Consider the following 20,846-nt stretch of genomic DNA (forward strand, 5'->3'; position numbering starts at 1 on the left):
GTCTTCTTTACAAGTAGATTATGCTGTGAAAACTAAGATATAATGTAAAACCCTTAGCAGGTATTATTAGTCATTTTTCCCTGATCCATTTCCAGTACTTTATAAGTAAACAATTAGGATGCCTCCTTGTAAAATATCTATTCATATTACTGACCCTTTAACATTTTACATTTTCTCAATCACTATTTAATTAAATTAGTCCTCAAAATAGAGGATGAGAAATAAAATTTTGATTGGCATTATTGTCTTATTGGTCCTGGTACAATTTATACAGCCTTCACATAATAATGGTACTGCTGAGTCTGCTACAGATATCACTCATACAATTCCTGTGCCCGACACAGTAATGAGCCTTTTGAAGGTCTCTTGCTACGATTGCCATTCCAACCATACTGAATATCCATGGTACAGTAAGATCACCCCTGTAAACTGGTGGTTGAATAACCATATTAATGACGGAAAAACAGAACTGAATTTTTCCACTTTCTCTGCCGGCAGCTTTAAGAGAAAGGATAAGAAAATGAAAGAAATTGATGAACAAATAGACAAGCACGAAATGCCCTTGGACTCCTACCTGTGGATACATACAGATGCTAAACTGAATGACGCACAGCGTAAATTGATCATTGACTGGACAAAAACAGCCAGGCAAAAAATTATGCAGGATTCGCTGGCCAATAAAACGATGTAACCTTTAGTTACACTAAACCTGGAGGTGAAACATCCTGCTAATACAACAAGCGCACCTTGATAGTATGTGGCACTTCCTTCAGTAGCTGTGTAGCCTTTCTGGATAATTGCTTATCAACATCGACTACCACATAACCAATTGCGTCATTGGTCTTCAGGTACTGGCCTACGATATTGATCTTATTCCTGGACAGCGCACTGTTGATCTCCGATAATACCCCCGGCACATTCTGGTGAATATGCAGGATCCGGTGACTTCCTTCCTGGGGAGGCAATGACAAGGCAGGTACGGTATGAGAACCAAGTGATACACCTTTTTCCAGGTAGTTCAATAATTTGTTGCTTACGTCCTCCCCAATATTTTGCTGAGCTTCTTCAGTGGATCCTCCAATATGTGGCGTTAACAATACATTGGGTAAATTTTGAAGCGGGGATTCAAAATGGTCGCCATTCTTTTCAGGTTCTACGGGAAAAACATCTATCGCAGCACCTGATATTTGCCCGCTTTCAATGAATTTGCGCAGGTCGTTCAACTCGATCACCTCTCCCCTTGCATAGTTCAGGATGATAGAACCTTTTTTACAGTATTTCAGGTTACTCTTATTGAGAAGATTTTTCGTTTGCGAAGTTTCAGGCACATGCAGGGTAACGATATCCGCCTTGCTCAGCACTTCCTTCAAGCTACGCATATCTTCCGCGTTACCAAGGGGCATCTTCGTCTCAATATCATAAAAGATCACACGCATACCCAGCGACTCTGCCAACACACTTACCTGTGTTCCAATATTACCATAACCGATGATCCCAAGGGTCTTGCCTCTAAGTTCATAGCTTCCGCTGGACTCTTTCATCCAGGAACCCTTATGTGCAGCTATATTTTTATCGGGTATTCTCCTTATAAGCATTATAGAAGCCCCGATCACAAGCTCAGCAACAGAGCGGGTATTAGAATAAGGTGCATTAAAAACTGCTACGCCATTTTCAGTGGCTACGTCCAGGTTCACCTGGTTCACCCCAATACAGAAGCACCCTATGGCCTGTAATTTTTCTGCGGCATCCAATACGGCCTTTGTGATTTGGGATTTGGAACGAATACCCAATAAGTGGACATTTTTGATTGCCTGGATCAACTCAGCCTCTGGCAAGGCTTTGGTAAGCTTTTCAACATGTGAATAACCCTGCCTGGCGAAATTTTTTACGGCTACGTCACTTACATTTTCAAGTAATAAAATTTTAATCTTTTCTTTGGGGTAACTCGTTTGCGCGGCATCCATCTTGCAAATATGAGGAATAATAAAAAAAGAAGCCTGCAGGAATTAACAAATTGGATTTGTTTTTGCGGACTTAAATTATAATTTTATAAGATATCCTGTTCATTAAAATAATTATCTTTTGAAAAACTTTCTTCTATCCGGAGCAATTATATGCCTGCTATGGGGCTGCCAGTCTTCATCACAAAGCAGTCAACCGGTAGCTATACAGGAACCTGCTACCCCCGAGCCCTTATTTCCTGCTCTTACTGTACAGGAAAAACAACACTACCATGATGCAGTGGAGGATATGCTCAGGCATACGTTATACAGGAGTTCGTTTAATGGTGGCGTTTTAGTTGCCAAGAACGGGGAGATAGTTTACGAAAACTATGTTGGTTTTCATGATCTAAGACAAAAGGATTCTCTGAATGCTGATATTCCTTTCCAGATCGCATCTACCAGCAAAACCATGACAGCAGCAGCCATATTAAAACTGGTGCAGGAAGGCAAATTGGGATTAAATGATTCTGTGAACAAATTCTTTCCACAATTCCCTTATGAAGGTATAACTGTAAAAATGCTGCTGAATCACAGAAGCGGACTTCCCAATTACCTGAATTATATGGAAGCAGGTAAATGGCCCCGCACCCAACAGGCCAGTAATAATGAAGTGCTGGGTACCCTGATCAACTGGCATCCGCCTCATGCTTACCAGCCTGACCGTCATTTTAATTATTGCAATACCAACTACGTTTTATTGGCGCTGATCATTGAGAAAGCCAGTGGTCTTTCTTATCCGCAATACATGAAACAAAATTTCTTCGTTCCCCTGGGTATGACCAATACATTTGTTCATACTATGGGTGATTCCACTATTACTCAATCTTACCAGCGTAATAGTGCCCCATGGACTTTGGACTTTTCGGATGGCCCTTACGGTGATAAAAATATCTTTTCCACTCCCAGGGATCTGTTGAAATGGGACCAGGCTTTATATGCCCAAACTATTATCAAACAACCTTTACTTGACTCGGCATTTACTCCTTATAGCAATGAAAAGCCAGGCATTCATAATTACGGCCTGGGATGGAGAATGCTTTTATTACCCAATAAAAAGAAAGTGATCTACCACAATGGTCACTGGCATGGATTTAATTCCGCTTTTGCCCGCCTGCCTGAAGAGAATGCCACTATTATCATTCTGTCCAACAAGTACAACACCAATGTGTACACTACAGCGAAAAAAATGTATAACTTGTTTGGTAATTATGATGGCAAGCAGGATGATGGTGAAGAATAGATGATCCAAAGCTAACAAGACCATGCAGATCTTATCAAGGGAGCAAATACAGGCATGGGACCAGTATACCATTCAAAACGAACCTATACGCTCTGTTGACCTCATGGAACGGGCTGCCACCCGCTGCTTTGAATGGATCAGGCAACAACACTGGCATGGACATTCCTTTAAAGTTTTCTGCGGAAAGGGAAATAATGGCGGCGATGGACTGGCCATAGCCAGGATGCTTTTGCAATCGGGTTTCAGTGCCATTACTTACATTCTTGAAAATGGCAAACCTGGATCTCCTGATTTCCAGGAAAACCTTCAACGCCTTCATGATACTACCACTGACATTCATTTTTTACAATCAGAAGATATCATTCCTGGCCTGCATGAAACTGATATCCTGATCGATGCGCTCTTTGGGTCCGGATTAAACAAACCTGTTTCAGACCTGGCAGCAAGGCTGGTTGAACATATCAATGCTTCAAAAGCTACTATTGTTGCTATAGATGTTCCCAGTGGTCTTTTTATGGATCAATCATCTATTGGTCATCCCATTGTGATTGCGCAGTATACCCTCACTTTCCAGGTATATAAATTGGGTTTACTGGTGCAGGAAAATGCGCCTTATATCGGTAACGTACATGTGCTGGATATAGGTTTACATCCCGCATATTTAATCAACAATATATTTCATAAGGAATTAACTGAACTTTCCCTGGCCAGGTCTATATTCAAACCAAGAAATGCATTCGCACACAAGGGCAATTTTGGCCATGCCCTGATGATCGCTGGCAGTTATGGCAAGATCGGGGCTGCTGTTTTAGCAACCAGGGCCTGCATGCGTTCTGGTGCAGGACTCACCACCGTATTTATTCCCAGGTGTGGTTATAGCATCCTTCAAACGGCTGCACCGGAAGCCATGGTAATGACGGATGAAAAAGAAGAACATCTATCCTCCCTGCCTGGAGAATTAGACAAGTATGCATCCATAGGCATCGGTCCGGGAATTGGCACTGAAGACGACACGCAAAAGATCGTTTCCTTTATCACCAGGAGATATTCTAAACCCCTGGTCATTGATGCAGATGCTTTGAATATTTTATCGTTGCATAAAGAGTTATTGACGCATATCCCTGCCGATAGTATAATAACGCCTCACCCCAAAGAATTTGACAGGCTGTTTGGAGAACATGCCAATGATTTTGACAGGATCAACACCGCCACAATAAAAGCTGCTGAACTGAAATGCATTATTGTATTAAAAGGTCATCATACAGTTATTGCCACACCTGGTGGGCAGCTATTCTTTAACAATACTGGTAATGCAGGGATGGCCAAAGGCGGAAGTGGCGATGTATTGACTGGTATACTTACAGCCCTCAAAGCACAGGGATATGAATCAGAACAGGCAGCTATCCTCGGCGTTTATATTCATGGAATGGCAGGAGACCTGGCCGCAACTACATTTTCCATGGAAGCCATGCTGGCATCAGATATCATTGATTCTCTAAGCAATGCTTTTCCACAATTGTATTGAGGTCATGATTGCTGGATATAATATTCCTATTTTTACCCCATGGGGCAATATTCTGTTGGCGAAGTTTTGAAACAATACCTGGCGCAAAGTCGCATCAGGGGTGATATTCATGCTTTACAAATTGACCAGGTTTGGGAAAATGTCATGGGAAAAACTATTGCCCGGTATACAGAGAATTTAAAAGTGATCAATAAAACTCTTTTCATTACCACTAATGTAGCCCCTTTAAAACAGGAGCTTAATTTTCAAAAGGAAAAAATAAAGCTTCGCGTGAACGAAGCTTTGGGTGAAAAAGTGATCGAGAATATTGTCATTCAATAATTCCAGGGATATCCTTGCCGAATAGCCCCTTCTTCTTCAAATATTGATTTACGTTTACTCAATGCCTCCTGTATCAGGTCGTAAGAAGAAAGCACACCTTTAAATAAAAAGTTATCATAGATAGCAAGGTGCCGGGCACTAAAACGTTCCATTAATTGCATGCAGTGTTCCAGCGAATCCTGCGATGTGGCAACTGGCAGTGTACGGGTCATGAACTCTTTTACCCTAATGTTTTTTAATGGCCGCTCATCAAACAGTACCTTACTGGCAATGTCATGATCTGTGAGCACCCCCATAAATTTATCATTTTCCAACACGATCAAATGATCCACGTTTTCACACGCCATTTGATACAATGCATCGCTAACAAAACAGTCAGGGGAAACAGTGTTGAATTGGGGATACTTGCGGTCCAATACCTCAGCAACTTTTTCCATAGAAATAGTTTTTAAAAGGATGATAAAATGGGTGGTAAGCTATTGCTGGTTCGTAATAAAGTTAAGCTTTTACCCGTGTGAAACTGCCAAACCCTTCAACAAAATTTGTACCTATTTAATTCGTACCCTTGGGTCTACGATGCCGTAGAGAATGTCAGCCAGGATATTGATGAGGATAAAAAAACTGGCCGAGATCAGCACTGATCCCATAACCACGGGGAAATCGAGTTTTTCAAGGGCATCTACGGTTACCTTTCCTATACCCTTCCATCCGAAAATATATTCAATAAAAAAAGCACCTGCCAGCAACTCTGCGAACCAGCCTGTAATAGCTGTAATTACCGGGTTAAGGGCGTTACGCAAGGCATGTTTCCAGATCACCTTTGTTTTACTAAGTCCCTTTGCATAGGCTGTGCGGATATAGTCCTGGTCCAGTACATCCAGCATGGCACTCCTGGTTAATTGAGTAATGATGGCTAATGGACGAATACCAAGCGTAATGGCTGGCAACACCAGGTTTTGCAGTGTAAGCCTTTTAGCACCCGTTTCATCAATGTCGAACCAACTTCCGGTGATATGCAACCCTGTCCAGTCGGTCCAGACAAATCCAAAAAGATAGGCAATGATAATACCCATGAAAAAAGAAGGTGCAGAAATACCTATGATGCTGGAGAATACTGCTGTTGTATCCATCCAGGTATTTTGCTTTACTGCCGCCAGCATACCCAATGGAATACCGATAAGCACCGCAATGGCCATGGCCGCAATGGCCAACAGCAAGGTGCCGGGCAAGGCCTCCAGTAAAATGGCACTGACAGATTTCTTTGTTTGGTAAGACTTTCTGAGATAAGGAAGCTTAAAGGCCAGTTTGGTTTCCCCGCCAATGAATATTCCTTTCAATTCCTTTATTTGTATTTCATCTTTGGAATGAAAACCTATAGGCGAAACGTCATTCAGGTAATAAATAAATTGCTTCCATTTTGGCTGGTCCAAATAAAGTTCCTTGCGGATATTGGCCTGTGTGGCAGCATCCCCTGTCTGGCCCATGACCAGGCGTGCAGGGTCACCAAATCCCTGGAATAAAACAAATACCAGCACAACCACCCCTACCAGCACCAGCAGGCCATACATGATCTTTCTAAGTATAAAGGGTAACACTCGTTTTTCCTGGTTATGGTTGAAGTGAAATAAGGTCCTTGCCGGCTTTACCTAATTCCTGGGAACTATATTTATTCCATATCACCCCTTTTTTCAGAATATATACTGCAGGCTCCGTGCGTGCAGCGATGCGCACTACGGTAAAATCACAGCTAAAAAATTGCAATCCTGGTTGGGCTTTCAATAAATTCATCGCATCAGGCACTGATGGTGATACTATATAAAGAGGAATACCTTTCCCCTTCGCTGCAGTTACCAGCGCATCAAGATCCCCGTTGATCCATTTACCTGAATGAACATCCTGGAAAAATAATAAAACACTCAACGGCTGCATAAGAATTGCCTCAGTTGAATCCTGTCCACTTACTCCTGTCAGCGAAAATCCCTTTAAAGCAGGTTCGGCATTTCCTTTACGAATCAATTGGTCCTTCCTGTCAATAAATTTATAGGTATTAAAATCTGCAGGCAAACTCTCAGGGGCAAACTCAAATCGTTTCCCTCCTTTTTCATAAATGAAACGGATAGCAAAGCTATCAGGTACTGAACCCGGTGGAGGTTTCATCTGCACCGCAATATTGTTTCCTTTTTTTAGGGAGAGACAATCTACCAGGGGAAGGTAATTCAGCACATACCATTGCAGTAGTAATGTTAGGCCTAAAGATGCAGCTACAACAAACCCCCTTGCTGTACTGGTATAAACCGGGATTATATATTTTTTACCAAGGAGCAAGGCAATGATCAATACCAGTAGCACTAGGTCTTTGGTAAATGATGTCAGGGGCGTAATAGGTAAACAATCACCAAAGCATCCGCAGTTGGTAAACTTGCCCGATAAATAGGCATAGCCGGTTAAAAAAGTAAAGAATACAATGAGTGATAACAACAGCCAGAGAATAAAATTCTTTTTCCATCCCAACAACAGGGCCACGCCGGCAATGATCTCCAGCGTGATCATAAATATGGATAGCGGCAGCGATTGCTGATGTAGGAAATCAAAAAAACCGATCATCCCTCCTTTCAGAAAAAAATGGCCTGTCGATAATTCACCGCTCCAGAGTTCAAAAAACTCCTGCATTTTATAACTCAAACCAAGAGGATCATTGGCCTTTACCAACCCTGAAACAATAAATAAGATACCTACTGCTGCCTGGATGATACGAATAAGAATTCGCATTACTGTTGTTTTACTTCTTCCATTAATATTAAGGCAAAAACCGCATAATTGATCATATCATAGTAATTGGCATCCAATCCTTCACTGATTATAGTTTTGCCTTTGTTGGAGATGATCTGCCGCATGCGTTGCAGTTTCATCAGGATCAGGTCAACAAAACTTTCCTGTGTCATATTTCTCCAGGCTTCTCCATAATCATGATTCTTGCTTTGCATCAGCATCTTTGCCGCAGTAAAATACCTGTAGTATAAAGTTTCAACAACACCTACTTCCAGTTCTTCGGGATCGTTTTCCGACAATTCCATCTGTATCAACCCAATGATGGAATAATTAATAATACCTATGAATTCAGAAGCAATATCATCCCCGGTATTACCAACCTTCTGCTCGCCTTTTTCCTGGATGGTCCTGATACGTTGCGCTTTGATATAGATCTGGTCAACGATGGAAATGTTTCTTAATACTCTCCAGGCAGTGCCATAATCTTTTGTTTTATGGATAAAAATCTCCTGGCATTTATGCTCTATTGCTTCGTATTGTTGGTTGGTATCGGACATGAAATGATTTATTATCTACATTAGCTCCAAAAGTAATAAACGGCGCTTAATGTTTACACTTAATTGTAAAGGACGATTGATGGTCATTGATAAGCCTATCGTCATGGGCATCATTAATACAACTCCTGATTCGTTTTATTCAGGAAGTCGCTCAGCCAATGAAAAAGATGTATTGATGCGGGCAGAAAAAATGATCCGGGATGGAGCCACCATACTTGACATTGGCGGGCAAAGTACAAGGCCAGGCAGCGAGCAGGTAGGCGCAGAAGAAGAACTGAAAAGAGTATTGCCCGCCATAGAATCCATTGCCAAAAGATTTCCTGAAACATTTATTTCCATTGACAGCTTTTACGCTAAAGTGGTGCAGGAAGCATTTTATGCAGGAGCTCATATTATTAATGATGTCAGTGCGGGTGCCATTGACGAAGCCTTATTACCAACAGTTGCTGCATTGAAAGCCCCTTATATTTTAATGCACATGAAGGGGCATCCACAAACCATGCAATTAAACCCCTGTTATGTTAATTTGGTTACAGAGGTTTTTGACTCACTCAATTTCAAAATGGCTGCACTCATAAAAAGCGGTATCAATGATATTATTATTGACCCTGGGTTTGGATTTGGAAAAACAGCAACCCACAATTTTACCTTGCTAAAAGAATTACAATATTTCAGGCAACTGAATAAGCCACTGATGGTTGGCCTGTCACGCAAAGCAACAGTCTATAAAACATTAGGTATAATGGCAGAAGAAGCCCTGAACGGCACTACTGTATTACATACAATGGCATTATTAAATGGAGCGCATATATTAAGGGTGCATGATGTGAAAGAAGCTGTAGAAGCTATCAAACTGGTGGAGAAATATGCAGCAGCGTGAGTAATTAAAAGACACAAAAAAAGAGCAGTGTTCGCACTGCCCTTCCGCCTCAATAACGCAAGTATAGAATTTACAAAATGGTGTTGTTTTCAACAGGTTTGTGGACGGTAGCTCAATAAAAGTACGGGTGGGTACAGTGTTAAAACAGGTTGCTGGATTAAATGGAAATTTGGACTAAAAACGGGACATTAGCAATTTTCATTCAATAGAAAAAGCCCATCTTGCGATGGGCTTCAAAGTTCGGTATTTTTTCAATACTATTAGTGTTTTTGCGCACCGGTCGTATCAATATTTCCCTGTGGATTTTGTGCGGGCGGTGTATCTGAGATATTCAACAACTCCATTTCAAATACAAGGATCTCGTTGGGTCCTATCTTGGGTCCGCTTCCGTTTGGTCCATAAGCAAGTGTGGAAGGAATGTAAATATTTGCTTTGCCACCCTTTGCCAGTTCTCTTGCACCCATATCAAAGCCGGGGATAGATCCACCCATTCCTGCCTGGATTGGATATACACCAGAATCGAAAACTTCGCCGGATAATTTATGCCCTTTGTAACGTACGGTACCATACTGACCTACTTTTAACTTTGGTCCTTGTCCCGGGTTAATTGTTTGTACATACACACCCCAACTTGTTTTTTGAGCCTGGATGTTATTTTTAGCCAGGTAATCTTCAATGGTCTTTGTGTCCTTGCTTACCATTGCCTGGGCTGCTGTATCTTTCTTAAACTTTTCAAGGCTTTCTTTTTCCATTTTATCTGCGTTGGCTATCCTGTCTTTATTTACAGCAGCCTGTGCTTCTTCAGGAGTCTTGAAAACTTCAAGCACCTTGATGGTAGTAATGAATTCCTGTCCTTTTTTGATCTTCGCCTGCTCAGCCATTTGAGGGTTCTGCTTGATCAATGAATCAGTAGCCTGCACTATATAAATACTGTCACCATTTTTTGCATTGGTGAAAATTTCCATGATATTAGAGCCGATATCATTGTAACTGAAACTAGCTGGTATTGGCTGTATCTGGATAAATTGTGGCTGACCCATTTTGTAAGAACTATACAACACAGAATCCTTGGTTTTCTGTATCACTTCGAACTTTACAATATTGTTTTGCTTAATGGAATCACCTTTTCCATTACCAAAAACCTTATACGGAACACCTGCCTTGGTTTTTTTAAAATCAACGCTATTGCATGCTGCAAATAGCATAGCTACAGACAAAACACTTAGAATAGTTTTTGAGAATTGCATTTGGATTGTTTAATTATTGTAAAAGAGAACTATTTTCTTTAATTGCATTTTTAAATTTCTGAACAGTTTCCTGCAAGGAAGCTGAATCATTTCCGCCGGAGGCATTGTAATGCCCACCGCCATTAAAATATTTGCGGGCAAATGTATTACAGTCAAACTGACCTTTGCTCCTGAATGACCATTTTCTTTCTTCATCCCTGTCAATGACGCAGCCCACCAGTTTGATACCCTGGATGGATAATGGATAATTCACAAGTCCTTCCGTATCCCCTGTTTTAATCTCATATTTAAGCAACTCGATCTTCGATATGTAGATCAGGGCTGTATTTAGTTCATAGAATATCTCCATCCTGTTGGTCAGAACATGTCCAAGGAAACGCAACCTGTTCTCCAGGAAATTGTCATACAGTGCTTCATGAACCTTTGTATGCTCCAGGCCATGTTCCTTTAATGCAGCTACCATATGATGAACATTTGCGGTGGTAGAAGAAAACCGGAAAGAACCAGTATCGGCAACCACACCGGCATAGAGGCATTCAGAAATGACTTTATTGATCTTATCCCGGTGACCAGAGTTCACGATCAAATCGTAGATCATTTCGCAGGTAGAGCTTTTTCCTGTATTGGAAATACCATAGTTGAAAGAGGCTGCATCAGGTTCCTGGTGGTGATCGATCAGTATTTTGACACAATCTATGGCAGCCAGTTTGGGAGCCATGGACTTGGCCCTGCTGAAATGATTGTGATCCAGGCAAAATAACCATTCTGTTTTATCAAGTATATGATTGGCTTCCACCTTATTCAGCTCATAATCCAGTACTTCGCTAACGCCATCCATCCAGTTCAGCCACCGCGCCCAGTTGGTCGGCGAGATAACAACGACCTCATGGCCAAACTCTTTTAAAAAATGAAACAATGCCAATGCTGAGCCCATAGCATCTGCATCCGGTTTTTGATGCATAGTGATCACGACGCGCTTTGGGTCCTTTAATTGACCATATATTTCCTGTATTGCCTGCATAAAGAGCGGCAAAAGTAGGGCAAAGTTTGTTGTTTCGCTTTTACTGTGGCAGGATTAGGCTTTTTATTAGGTTTCCCGCTACCTATGCTGGTCAAAAGCTCCTTCCAGCCTTCTTCAGAAGCTAATTGACGCTAAATCCCGGAAACAGAAAGTAAGTGTATATTATAAATGTTTGTATCTTTTTGCTATGGACCAGGGTCTTATAACCACCATAGCAATGGGGATTGCCCTTAGCGCCACGGCAGGCTTCAGGGTCTTTGTACCTATGCTGGCAGCCGCGGTTGCGGGTCATTTCAATATAATGCACTTGCCCGCTGATATGGCCTGGTTAAGCAGCTGGACCTCCATTATCTGTTTCGCTACCGCGTCAATAGCTGAAATTGCAGCCTATTACATACCATTTATAGATAACCTGCTGGATACGATAGCTACTCCCCTTTCTGTAGCCGCCGGAACTTTGCTGGCGTTTTCCATATTGCCCATTTCCGGCCAGGAACCATTGGTGCGGTGGGGCCTTGCTTTTCTTGCAGGTGGGTCAACAGCCGGCACCATCCAGTTGGGAACCGGCCTGCTGCGCTTGTTAAGCAGCAAGACAACTATTGGCACCGGCAATGTAGTTGTAGCTACAACCGAGAATGCCGCTGCTGTTACCAGCTCCCTTTTAAGTTTCATTATTCCTGTCATGGTGGCATTGCTTCTGTTGTTGTTATGTGGGTGGGTTGTTTTCAGAGTCTTTAAAAAAATTACCCGCAGGCGACTTCTCTGATCTCAGTTTCCGCAATTCACATATTTCTTATATAAGAACTATTGTAAGCAGCTGATCATACAACATTGAAAACCAATATTAAATCAATGTAAGTATAAGATTTCTTATCTTCTATTCACCTTTAATGCTACCATATAGCTACTGGCTACCTACTCCTTATCTACGGTATAGCAACGGTATGGATACTCCGTGTTCGCACGGAGTATCCATACTGTTAATAGCGAGTTGATAGGTAGTAGCCCGGGCGTAGCTATAGGGGAAGTAATATTTTAAATTGTATGTTAAGACAAGCTGTCAGCTCTGCAATAATCAAACAATAGATGTTAAGTTTTGAAAAACACTTGTGAATACTAACTCGCACAAGGGTAGCTTATCGGTAAGTTCTCCCTATTTTTGCGGCCAAATTTGAAAAATAAGAGTAATGACTAACAGAACATTTACAATGATTAAGCCTGATGCCATGAAGAATGGTCATGCAGGAGCCATATTGGATAAGATCATTAAAGCGGGCTTTCGTATCGTGGCATTGAAGCAAACCAAATTGACAGAGGAGAAAGCCGGTGAGTTCTACGCGGTACATAAAGCAAGGCCTTTTTACGGTGAACTAGTGGAATTCATGAGCAGTGGCGTGATCATCGCGGCTATCCTTGAAAAAGATAATGCTGTTGCCGATTTCAGAACCCTTATAGGTGCTACAGACCCTGCCAAAGCAGATGAAGGTACCATCAGGAAACTATTCGCTGCTTCCGTAGGCGAAAATGCCGTTCATGGTAGTGACAGTGATGAAAATGCAAAGATCGAAGGAGATTTCTTCTTCTCCGGGCTGGAGCAGTTCTAATATTTCCGGTTAATACATTGAAAAAGGTTGAACAAGTAACCCCTTGTCAACCTTTTTTATTTTATTGTTCTATTGTCAAATAAATAACCAGGAATAAACTTCACATTATTTTTCAGATCTCTTTTGTTTTCTTCCTGATCATATTATTAGCTACAGGTTCCACTTTATAACCAGCTTTTCGCAAAAGATTGATCACCCCCCTATCGCCGGGTAAATGACCTGCACCTACAGCAATGACCAATGACTTTCCAGGTAACAAACCATCGAGCTTCCTGGCCCAGTTGGCATTGCGGTTGTACAAAAGCATATCAGCAAAATTCTTGATGCCCATATCCTCATTTTTAGTGAGTTCTTCCATTTTATCCAGTTGCTGCTCCCGGTAAGCATTGGTCAATGTCTGCATTTCATTGTCTTCATTTTTATTGCCTTCCTCTACCATTTTTACCAGTTGCCTTGCCTGGAAACCATAGGGAATGCTATCGAAAATGCTCATTTGATATTCCATAGTTTCCATCCCTTTGATGCCCACATCATTCTTTTTCGCTTCTTTCATGATCAGTTGCTCCATAGAGATCATGTTCCCACATTCACCTGCCTGCTGCTCCATGATCATTGATGCAGCCAGTAGTGGCTTATAGGTTTCCAACATCGAAAAGGGGATCAAGGTGCTGTTCCTTTTGAAATAATTTTTTACCGTATCATATTCAGCTTTTGTCAGCAGGTCTGCTAATGTTGTATCATTCCTCATTTTCATTTTGGTCATGGCGGCCATCATTTCAAAGAGGTTATCCATGTCCAGCTCCAGGTACACATTATCTGCTTTACGAATGGCGCTGACCAGGCTATCACTTAAATCTATATCATCGGCACAAAGCATGTGCATGGTTCCAAAGAGATAGGATGGCTGCACAATGTTCTTACCTGAAATGCGCCATAACAGTGTATTGTTTGGGGATGTTTTCTTTACAGGTTGGCTATTGGCTACAAAGGCTATGACAGCAAATAAACTGAGCCAAAGAGTTCTTTTCATGCCAGCAATTTACGGTTTCAATTACATAACAAGTAGGGAAGAGCCAGAGTTTAACAAGGACTAATAAAATACTTCTGTCCAGTAACGGGAAAATTTTGTTCCCCATTTTACATTCAACTCAGATGGATCAATTGCCAGCCCCATTTCCTGTTTGATAGCTAATAAAGGAAGGTTTACACCAGCCCCCAGTGCAGCTACAATGGTACCCTGTACCCGCGGGTTTACCTCTACCAACAAAGGTTTGCCTGAAGCTGATCTTTTTAACTGGATGCCAATATTGCCATGAAGACCTACCAGGGATATAAGCTTGGTGCAATAATCAATGATGTCCTGGTCATTTACAAACTGGCCCTGCACGCTAATGCCGTTGATCATTTTTGTGCGCAGCCTTGGTACGATCAATTTTGCTTCTCCATTGTGTGCCAGGCAGTCTATGGAATATTCTTCTGCCGGCAAATACTCTGTAACCAGCAACTCCGGGAATAACTGCGATGAGAGTATTTTTAAGGCGTGTGCATAAGTGATGAAGACGGTGAATGGTTTATTCTTAAATAATTCGTCCGATTCATTGATGGAATCAGATACTACTCTGAAGCCCCTGCTCCCGTTGGAAAGGGAAGGCTTAAAACAAAATGATCGTTGCGGATGGCCCAATTCGTAGGCGGCATGTATAAATTCTTCTGTAGTCCTGGCAATATGAAATCCCGGGAGTTCCAATCCTTTTGTTTGCAGGAAACGGTAACAGGCTGATTTATCATTAGAGATCCTGATGGCCTCTGCTGATGATACAAGGACCTTCGTACCCTGTTGTTCAAAAGCCTGTTTATGGGCAGAAAGAGGGAACAATTCTTTGGTGACCAGGGGTAATAAAATGTCAATCTTTTGATCCCTGCATATCTCCAATAATTTGTCCGAATACCCGGGATCATCTGCCAACGGTACCTGTATAAATTTGTCGTGCAAATACCTGCCAATGGCACCGGGATCTGCATCGGCAACAAGGAGGTTAATAGAAGGATCACTTAGCAGGCATTTAATGATGCCAGGGCCACCGGGAGCACCTGCACCTGTCATTAATACATTTAATGCTTTTCCTGGCATCTGCATGTTTATATTACGCCTGGACCACGGCTTCCAATCCATACACCTGGTCCTGGAATTTGAGTGATGGTGAAGGTAAGAATTCTCCCAATCCAAGTTTATCCCATTTGGCGTCCACCGATTTGATGGTAGCTTCATCCGAGACAATGATATTTGGCCAGTCCCGCTGGAAGTTGTCCATTTCTTTACTTTTAATGGTTCCATCAAGACCCATGCAGGAGTAAGTTTTGGTAGCATCAACATGTGAAGGCCGTTGCACCAGGGTGCTGTCCCTCTTTGGATCGAGGTTATTGCAAAAACGCCATAAGGCGACTGTCAGGTCGTTTGCATTCACCGTATGTTCTACATACAATACCATCTTCACCCCTTCCATTTCCGCCGCATCACATAATTTATTGTGCAAGTCGCGCACCTGGCCTTTCCTTGATTTTTTTACGGAAATAACTAATACAGGAATATCTTTTCCCAATAAAGAACTGTTTACAGCCTGCACCTCTTCAAATTGTTCAGTAATTGTTTTCAGCCATTTATTATTAATGGTCTTCCAGGAACTATTGTCATCTTTTTCTTCTTCATACTTTGCCGTTCCGTCTATGCACATTTTACCACCAAATCCCAGCTTGCTGCAACTATGATCAAGGACATCCATTGGTCCCTGGGAAAAATAAATATCTGCTGCCGGGTCAAGGTTTTTACATGCATATTGGGCTAATTTCTCATAGTCCTGGATCTGTACGCCTGTATCTGCCACCACCAGTATCTTATTGAACATCATCTGTCCTGCTCCCCACATGGCATTCATTACTTTCTGTCCCTGCCCTGCATATTCCTTTTTGATCTGGGCTATGACAAGGTTATGAAATACACCTTCCACCGGCATATCCATATCAACGATCTCGGGCACCATGGTCATTTTCATAGGTGCAAGAAATATACGTTCAGTTGCCTTACCCAGCCAGGCATCTTCCTGTGGAGGTATTCCAACGATGGTGGCGGGATAAATGGCACCTTGTTTATGAGTTATGCAGGTAATATGAAAACGTGGGTACCAGTCAGGCAAAGAATAATACCCTGTATGGTCTCCAAAAGGACCTTCCCAGATCAGATCATCTGCAGGATCAACATAACCTTCAATAACAAAATCAGCATCTGCCGGTACTTCAATTTCAGGTTGTGTTATACATTTCACCAGCTCCACTTTCTTTTTACGAAGAAACCCCGCCAACATGTATTCATCTACATTTTCAGGCAAAGGAGCGGTAGCAGAATACGCATAAGCAGGATCTCCACCCAATGCAACTGCAACTGGCATTTTCCTGCCCAGCTTTTTATATTCATTGAAATGTTTGGCAGAGACCTTGTGTTTGTGCCAGTGCATGCCGGTAAGTTGGGGACCAAATACCTGCATACGGTACATGCCTACATTACGGGTAGAGGTAGAAGGATCTTTAGTATGTATTACAGGTAGTGTTACAAATGGACCACCATCCTTTGGCCAGCAGGTGATAACGGGAAGCCTGGTAATATCAGCGTCCTTTCCCTCCCACACAATTTGCTGGCATTCGCCTCTTCCTGACCGGACCTTAGGCATCCAGCTCGCAAACTGCCCAAGTTTGGGCAGCAGCTTTAATTTATCTACAATGCTTTCTTTGGGAGAAGCCAGCATTTTAAAAAGAGCTTCAATATCATGGGCTACATCATCCAGGTGATTGACACCCAATGCCAGGCACATTCTTTTTTCACTGCCATAGGCATTCATCAATACAGGAAAATCGTAACCGGTATTTTCGAAAAGCAAGGCCTTGCCACCGCCGGGAGTTTTGCTTATGCGGTCTGTGATCTCCGCTATTTCCAATTTAGGATCGACGTATTCTTTTATGCGAACCAATTCGCCTTTACGTTCCAGTATATCTATAAACTGCTGTTGATTTTTATATGCCATGAGAACCCAAAAGTAGGAACCGATGACTTATAAAATCATGACAAATGTTAATTAGAAAACTTTAGGGCATCCATAACCTCCCCGTCCACTGCTTTTACCCTCTCCACCGCCCAGCGCGAAAGTGAGGTGCAGCCCCGAAAAGTAGTAATAATCCTTAGCCTTTGGATTGCCCCTTGTAAAGCCTTTGGTAGGATAAGTGGGATTACCAACTTCATCACCCCTGTAGGAAAGGTCAACAGATTGCTGTCCTTTGCCAGCCAGGAGATCTGCGGGATCGGCATAGCCACTGCTGACATCATCAAGGTAATCTGTAAATGTTTTGCGCAAACCTACTTCAAGTCCTATTTGCACCCTGTCACTGATGGCATATTTTACACCAGCACCAAAAGGAATGGCAAGCTGTGTTAGTTTATAAGGCTTTTCCGGATAGCCCTGTAACCCCTGCCCTTCTGTACTCAGGGGTTGCAGGTAAACTTTAGATTGAATGGAGTCGTAAGTAAAAGGATTAAAATGAAAAAGTGCAAGCCCGCCAAACAGATAGGGTGTCCAGCGAATATCTTCTATATTAAAAATATTATATTCTCCCAGCACACTAAACTCGGTGATCTTAGATTGGAAACTAAGGTTGCGGGCAATCAATTCAGGCTTGTCACCTAAACTATCTGCTCCGGCTATTTTTCCCAGGGTAAGTCCTGTCCTGATGCTGAATCGTTGTGTTATTGGAAAAGAGGCTGTAATGCCAAAAGCAGTTTTAGAGCTTTTATAAGGTTTGTCTGTTAGATCGCCCTGGTAATTGGATAACCCTCCAAAGATGCCTAATCTAACCTGGCTGAAAGATGGTAAAGTGATGATGGATACAAGAAAAAAAACAATGGTTTTTCGCATCAAGAGGAAATTTTATTCCTATTTAACAAATTTAAGGCCGCTTTATTGTACGCGAGGTATTAAAAGAGATTTTTGAAACCATACAGCTGTAAAGACTACAGTCAACGGCAGAGAACATACGTGTGTTATTTATTTTCTGAAGGAACGTCAGTAACCAATGCACCCAGGTGGTCCATGCCCGCAACATTGGCTGCTGTCCACCTGATATTAAACAAGCCGCCAGCCAACAACCTGATATTTGTGAATCCCTTTTGCACCAATGTATTAGCTGCCATATAAGCCTCAGGCGATCCTGAAAAAGCATACACGAAAACCGGTTTATTACGATAAGCTTCTATCTCATTCATCCGTGCTTCTAATTCAGCAACTGGAATACTGACTGCATTCTTTATATGACCAATGTTCTTATAACTTTCCTTTGCCTTGTTAGATACTTCATCCAGGGTACGTACATCAAGGATAAGGTGATCATTTTTATTTTTTATCAGATTTCCAAATTCAGCAGAACTTATGATAAGGTAACTGACAGCAGGAATATAAATATCCTTGCATGATGTATTATCACTGCTGGTAATTAACCACCTGTCAATTCCCTCCAGCAAAACTGAAACATTTGTAAAGCCTTTATCAACCAGTAGGTTGGCCGCTTTTGCCGCATCAGCACCATAATTATCAGTCAGGATGATCGCTTTATTCTTAGGCAGATCGTTGATTTGCGATGAAAGTTCATCCAGGGCAATATGCCTGGTGTTTTTAAAACTTCCCATGGCATTGACTTTTGGATTGGAAGTAATATGTTGCCAGGCTGAATCAGGCCGAACATCCAGAAGTATCATGTTTTTAGAATGGCCCTTCCACTGCCTGCACAGTTCTGAAGCCGAGATAATCGCATATTTATTTTTCGTTTCCAGCAAGGTATTACTGCAGGGTAACTGGTTATTATCCAGAGCTCTTATTGCAGTCATGCCACCATTGATATTGATCACATTACGAAACCCACTATCCGCAAGCATTTTGCTGGCCCTTCGGCTCCGTTGGCTATGGGAGCAATAAACAAAAACCGCTTTGTCTCTATAAGCATCTAATGAATGCAATTGCAGGGGCAACTGGCGCACATCTATATTCAGAGCGTTTTTTAAATGTCCAATATTCAACCCTGTGCTGGAGGATGTATCATTGTATTCCCCTTGCGATCTTACATCCAATACAAGAGCACCGGGATATTTATTTAATTCCTTACATAGATCTTCGGGATACGTAGTCCTGAAAAGAAGGTTATCATTTTTATACTGGGCATTTGAAAACCTACAAAGCAGCAGGCAGGAGAATAATAACGCAGTCCTGGTTATCTTAAAAAGTTTCATTCTTTAATGTATAAAAGAAAAGCTAATAACTATGCTCTTTTATTATGAATGGAAAACCGGGAACTATTTCATTGGCATCGTTTCCCTAAGTTTTATGGATAAGGTGATTTGTAGAAGGTAAAGGACAAAAATATTCGGGTTCCAGTCCCAGGTAAAAATCATATCATTTGGCATTAATCCGGGTAACACCGCTCCTGAACAATGATTTAGGCAAAACAGGGCTTTTTTTGTAACTTTAGAATACAACTCCAGCATCCTGCAAAAAGCTGTTTGAATACCAATTTTTCGTGGCAAAGCTTTTGAATCAATACTAAAAAAGATTGGTTATGTACTTAATGGAAATTGCTGGTGATATCACAGAAAGGATCCAGGAAATTGCTTTTGGATTGTCCATTATTATTTCCGGATTGTTCCTGCTTGAGTATAAGCGCTTTACGCAGGAGCAGGAAAAACAGGAAATGATAGACAGTTTTTTAAATGACAATTGATCATCCTGCTACTTCCTTCATTCAACTGTCCCGAATCTTTTCCTTTTTAATAGATCCATCAAGGGATACACATCTCTCACAATCATACGCTACCTCATTATATAATCGGTGGCCACCCGATGAACCTGTTTGACAGTATACTAGTAATCCAATAATTGATACCTTCAGCCTTTTTAAAATCAACCAACTGATGAATGTCAAGATTGAATCGTCCTGGAAAAATGAATTAAAGGATGAATTCAAAAAGCCCTATTTCAAGAATATCACAGAACATTTAAAAACAGAAAAAGCACAGGGAAAAGTAATTTACCCTCCAGGATCATTGATCTTTAATGCGTTTGACAAAACCCCTTTTGATGCTGTGAAAGTGGTCATCCTGGGCCAGGATCCTTACCATGGTCCAAAGCAGGCAATGGGTCTGAGCTTCTCTGTTCCAAAAGGAATTCCCGAACCACCTTCACTGGTAAATATTTTTAAGGAATTACAGGATGATGTGGGCATTCCTGTTCCAAAGGATGGAGACCTGACCCCCTGGGCGCTGCAAGGCGTTCTATTATTAAATGCTTCCCTCACGGTGAGAGCCGGAGAGCCTATGAGTCATTCAAAAATAGGCTGGCACAGTTTTACCAATTGTGTCATCCGAACTTTGTCGGAAAAGAAGGAGCACATTGTATTCCTGTTATGGGGGAAATTTGCGCAGGAGAAGATGGAGCTGATCAACATAAAAAAACACCATATATTGAAAGCTGCCCACCCCTCACCTCTTTCCGCCCATAATGGTTTTTTTGGATGCCGGCATTTTTCGAAAACCAACACTTATTTAATGAAACAGAATTTGGATCCAATTGACTGGGCTTTATAATATTTGC

At 41.8% G+C, this 20,846-nt stretch carries 21 protein-coding genes; 9 read left to right on the plus strand and 12 right to left on the minus strand.

Annotated features, from left to right (window positions below; genetic code table 11):
* Window positions 1-214: 214 nt before the first annotated feature.
* Window positions 215-691 carry a heme-binding domain-containing protein gene (locus BP74_RS00170; RefSeq protein ID WP_496369819.1) on the plus strand — a complete coding sequence of 159 codons (477 nt, stop codon included), beginning with the start codon at window positions 215-217 and terminating at the stop codon, window positions 689-691.
* 37 nt (window positions 692-728) lie between these two features.
* Here the strand turns inward: BP74_RS00170 and serA are convergent, their stop codons facing one another.
* A complete protein-coding gene (gene serA, locus BP74_RS00175) occupies window positions 729-1,964 on the minus strand; it encodes a phosphoglycerate dehydrogenase (RefSeq protein WP_496369821.1) in 1,236 nt (411 codons plus the stop codon).
* A gap of 118 nt (window positions 1,965-2,082) precedes the next feature.
* Here serA and BP74_RS00180 point away from each other — a divergent pair, with 118 nt between their 5' ends.
* From BP74_RS00180 to BP74_RS00190, 3 genes are read left to right on the plus strand one after another with little or no spacing between them, the layout of a single operon-like run.
* On the plus strand, window positions 2,083-3,243 hold the full coding sequence (locus tag BP74_RS00180) for a serine hydrolase domain-containing protein (RefSeq protein WP_496369823.1): 1,161 nt from the start codon (window positions 2,083-2,085) through the stop codon (window positions 3,241-3,243).
* 22 nt (window positions 3,244-3,265) lie between these two features.
* Window positions 3,266-4,768, plus strand: a complete 1,503-nt coding sequence (locus BP74_RS00185) for an NAD(P)H-hydrate dehydratase (protein ID WP_496369826.1) — start codon at window positions 3,266-3,268, stop codon at window positions 4,766-4,768.
* A gap of 39 nt (window positions 4,769-4,807) precedes the next feature.
* Window positions 4,808-5,089, plus strand: coding sequence for a DciA family protein (locus BP74_RS00190; protein WP_496369828.1), 282 nt, complete (start codon window positions 4,808-4,810; stop codon window positions 5,087-5,089).
* Here the strand turns inward: BP74_RS00190 and BP74_RS00195 are convergent.
* The 4 genes from BP74_RS00195 to BP74_RS00210 form a co-directional block, all read right to left on the minus strand.
* The gene (locus BP74_RS00195) at window positions 5,083-5,526 is read right to left on the minus strand and encodes a CBS domain-containing protein (RefSeq protein WP_496369830.1); all 444 of its coding nucleotides are present in this window, start codon (window positions 5,524-5,526) and stop codon (window positions 5,083-5,085) included. The two genes, BP74_RS00190 and BP74_RS00195, sit on opposite strands and share 7 nt — an antisense overlap.
* Before the next feature lie 111 nt (window positions 5,527-5,637).
* The gene (locus tag BP74_RS00200; protein WP_496369832.1) at window positions 5,638-6,684 is read right to left on the minus strand and encodes an ABC transporter permease; all 1,047 of its coding nucleotides are present in this window, start codon (window positions 6,682-6,684) and stop codon (window positions 5,638-5,640) included.
* Window positions 6,685-6,697: 13 nt separating this feature from the next.
* Window positions 6,698-7,858, minus strand: a complete 1,161-nt coding sequence (locus tag BP74_RS00205; RefSeq protein ID WP_496369834.1) for a BT_3928 family protein — start codon at window positions 7,856-7,858, stop codon at window positions 6,698-6,700.
* On the minus strand, window positions 7,858-8,415 hold the full coding sequence (locus BP74_RS00210; protein WP_496369836.1) for a DUF1599 domain-containing protein: 558 nt from the start codon (window positions 8,413-8,415) through the stop codon (window positions 7,858-7,860). The genes BP74_RS00205 and BP74_RS00210 overlap by 1 nt, the downstream gene beginning before the upstream one ends.
* 49 nt (window positions 8,416-8,464) lie before the next feature.
* Here BP74_RS00210 and folP point away from each other — a divergent pair, with 49 nt between their 5' ends.
* Complete coding sequence (folP, locus tag BP74_RS00215; protein ID WP_496369838.1) at window positions 8,465-9,295, plus strand: dihydropteroate synthase; 831 nt, start codon at window positions 8,465-8,467, stop codon at window positions 9,293-9,295.
* 260 nt (window positions 9,296-9,555) lie between these two features.
* On the opposite strand, the gene BP74_RS00220 is transcribed toward folP, so the two are convergent.
* A complete protein-coding gene (locus BP74_RS00220; protein ID WP_496369840.1) occupies window positions 9,556-10,542 on the minus strand; it encodes an FKBP-type peptidyl-prolyl cis-trans isomerase in 987 nt (328 codons plus the stop codon).
* Window positions 10,543-10,555: 13 nt separating this feature from the next.
* Complete coding sequence (locus BP74_RS00225) at window positions 10,556-11,563, minus strand: DHH family phosphoesterase (RefSeq protein ID WP_496369842.1); 1,008 nt, start codon at window positions 11,561-11,563, stop codon at window positions 10,556-10,558.
* 187 nt (window positions 11,564-11,750) lie between these two features.
* Here BP74_RS00225 and BP74_RS00230 point away from each other — a divergent pair, with 187 nt between their 5' ends.
* Window positions 11,751-12,329, plus strand: coding sequence for a DUF4126 domain-containing protein (locus BP74_RS00230; RefSeq protein WP_496369844.1), 579 nt, complete (start codon window positions 11,751-11,753; stop codon window positions 12,327-12,329).
* Between the two features lie 421 nt (window positions 12,330-12,750).
* Window positions 12,751-13,167: a nucleoside-diphosphate kinase gene (locus BP74_RS00235; protein WP_496369846.1), complete on the plus strand. Its 417-nt coding sequence runs from the start codon at window positions 12,751-12,753 to the stop codon at window positions 13,165-13,167.
* Window positions 13,168-13,279: 112 nt separating this feature from the next.
* On the opposite strand, the gene BP74_RS00240 is transcribed toward BP74_RS00235, so the two are convergent.
* From BP74_RS00240 to BP74_RS00260, 5 genes are all read right to left on the minus strand, one after another.
* On the minus strand, window positions 13,280-14,197 hold the full coding sequence (locus tag BP74_RS00240) for a TraB/GumN family protein (protein WP_496369848.1): 918 nt from the start codon (window positions 14,195-14,197) through the stop codon (window positions 13,280-13,282).
* Between the two features lie 60 nt (window positions 14,198-14,257).
* On the minus strand, window positions 14,258-15,340 hold the full coding sequence (locus BP74_RS00245) for an ATP-grasp domain-containing protein (protein ID WP_496369850.1): 1,083 nt from the start codon (window positions 15,338-15,340) through the stop codon (window positions 14,258-14,260).
* A complete protein-coding gene (locus BP74_RS00250) occupies window positions 15,312-17,240 on the minus strand; it encodes a menaquinone biosynthesis decarboxylase (protein ID WP_496369852.1) in 1,929 nt (642 codons plus the stop codon). The genes BP74_RS00245 and BP74_RS00250 overlap by 29 nt, the downstream gene beginning before the upstream one ends.
* A 51-nt stretch (window positions 17,241-17,291) precedes the next feature.
* Window positions 17,292-18,125 carry a type IX secretion system protein PorG gene (gene porG, locus BP74_RS00255; RefSeq protein WP_496369854.1) on the minus strand — a complete coding sequence of 278 codons (834 nt, stop codon included), beginning with the start codon at window positions 18,123-18,125 and terminating at the stop codon, window positions 17,292-17,294.
* A gap of 125 nt (window positions 18,126-18,250) precedes the next feature.
* On the minus strand, window positions 18,251-19,489 hold the full coding sequence (locus BP74_RS00260; RefSeq protein ID WP_496369856.1) for a rhodanese-like domain-containing protein: 1,239 nt from the start codon (window positions 19,487-19,489) through the stop codon (window positions 18,251-18,253).
* Between the two features lie 326 nt (window positions 19,490-19,815).
* Between BP74_RS00260 and BP74_RS00265 the strand changes: the two genes are divergently transcribed.
* Both BP74_RS00265 and ung read left to right on the plus strand, forming a co-directional pair.
* Window positions 19,816-19,977, plus strand: a complete 162-nt coding sequence (locus BP74_RS00265) for a hypothetical protein (RefSeq protein WP_496369858.1) — start codon at window positions 19,816-19,818, stop codon at window positions 19,975-19,977.
* Between the two features lie 190 nt (window positions 19,978-20,167).
* The gene (gene ung / locus BP74_RS00270; RefSeq protein ID WP_496369860.1) at window positions 20,168-20,839 is read left to right on the plus strand and encodes a uracil-DNA glycosylase; all 672 of its coding nucleotides are present in this window, start codon (window positions 20,168-20,170) and stop codon (window positions 20,837-20,839) included.
* Window positions 20,840-20,846 lie beyond the last annotated feature (7 nt).

The organism is Flavisolibacter ginsengiterrae DSM 18136 (assembly GCF_059568575.1).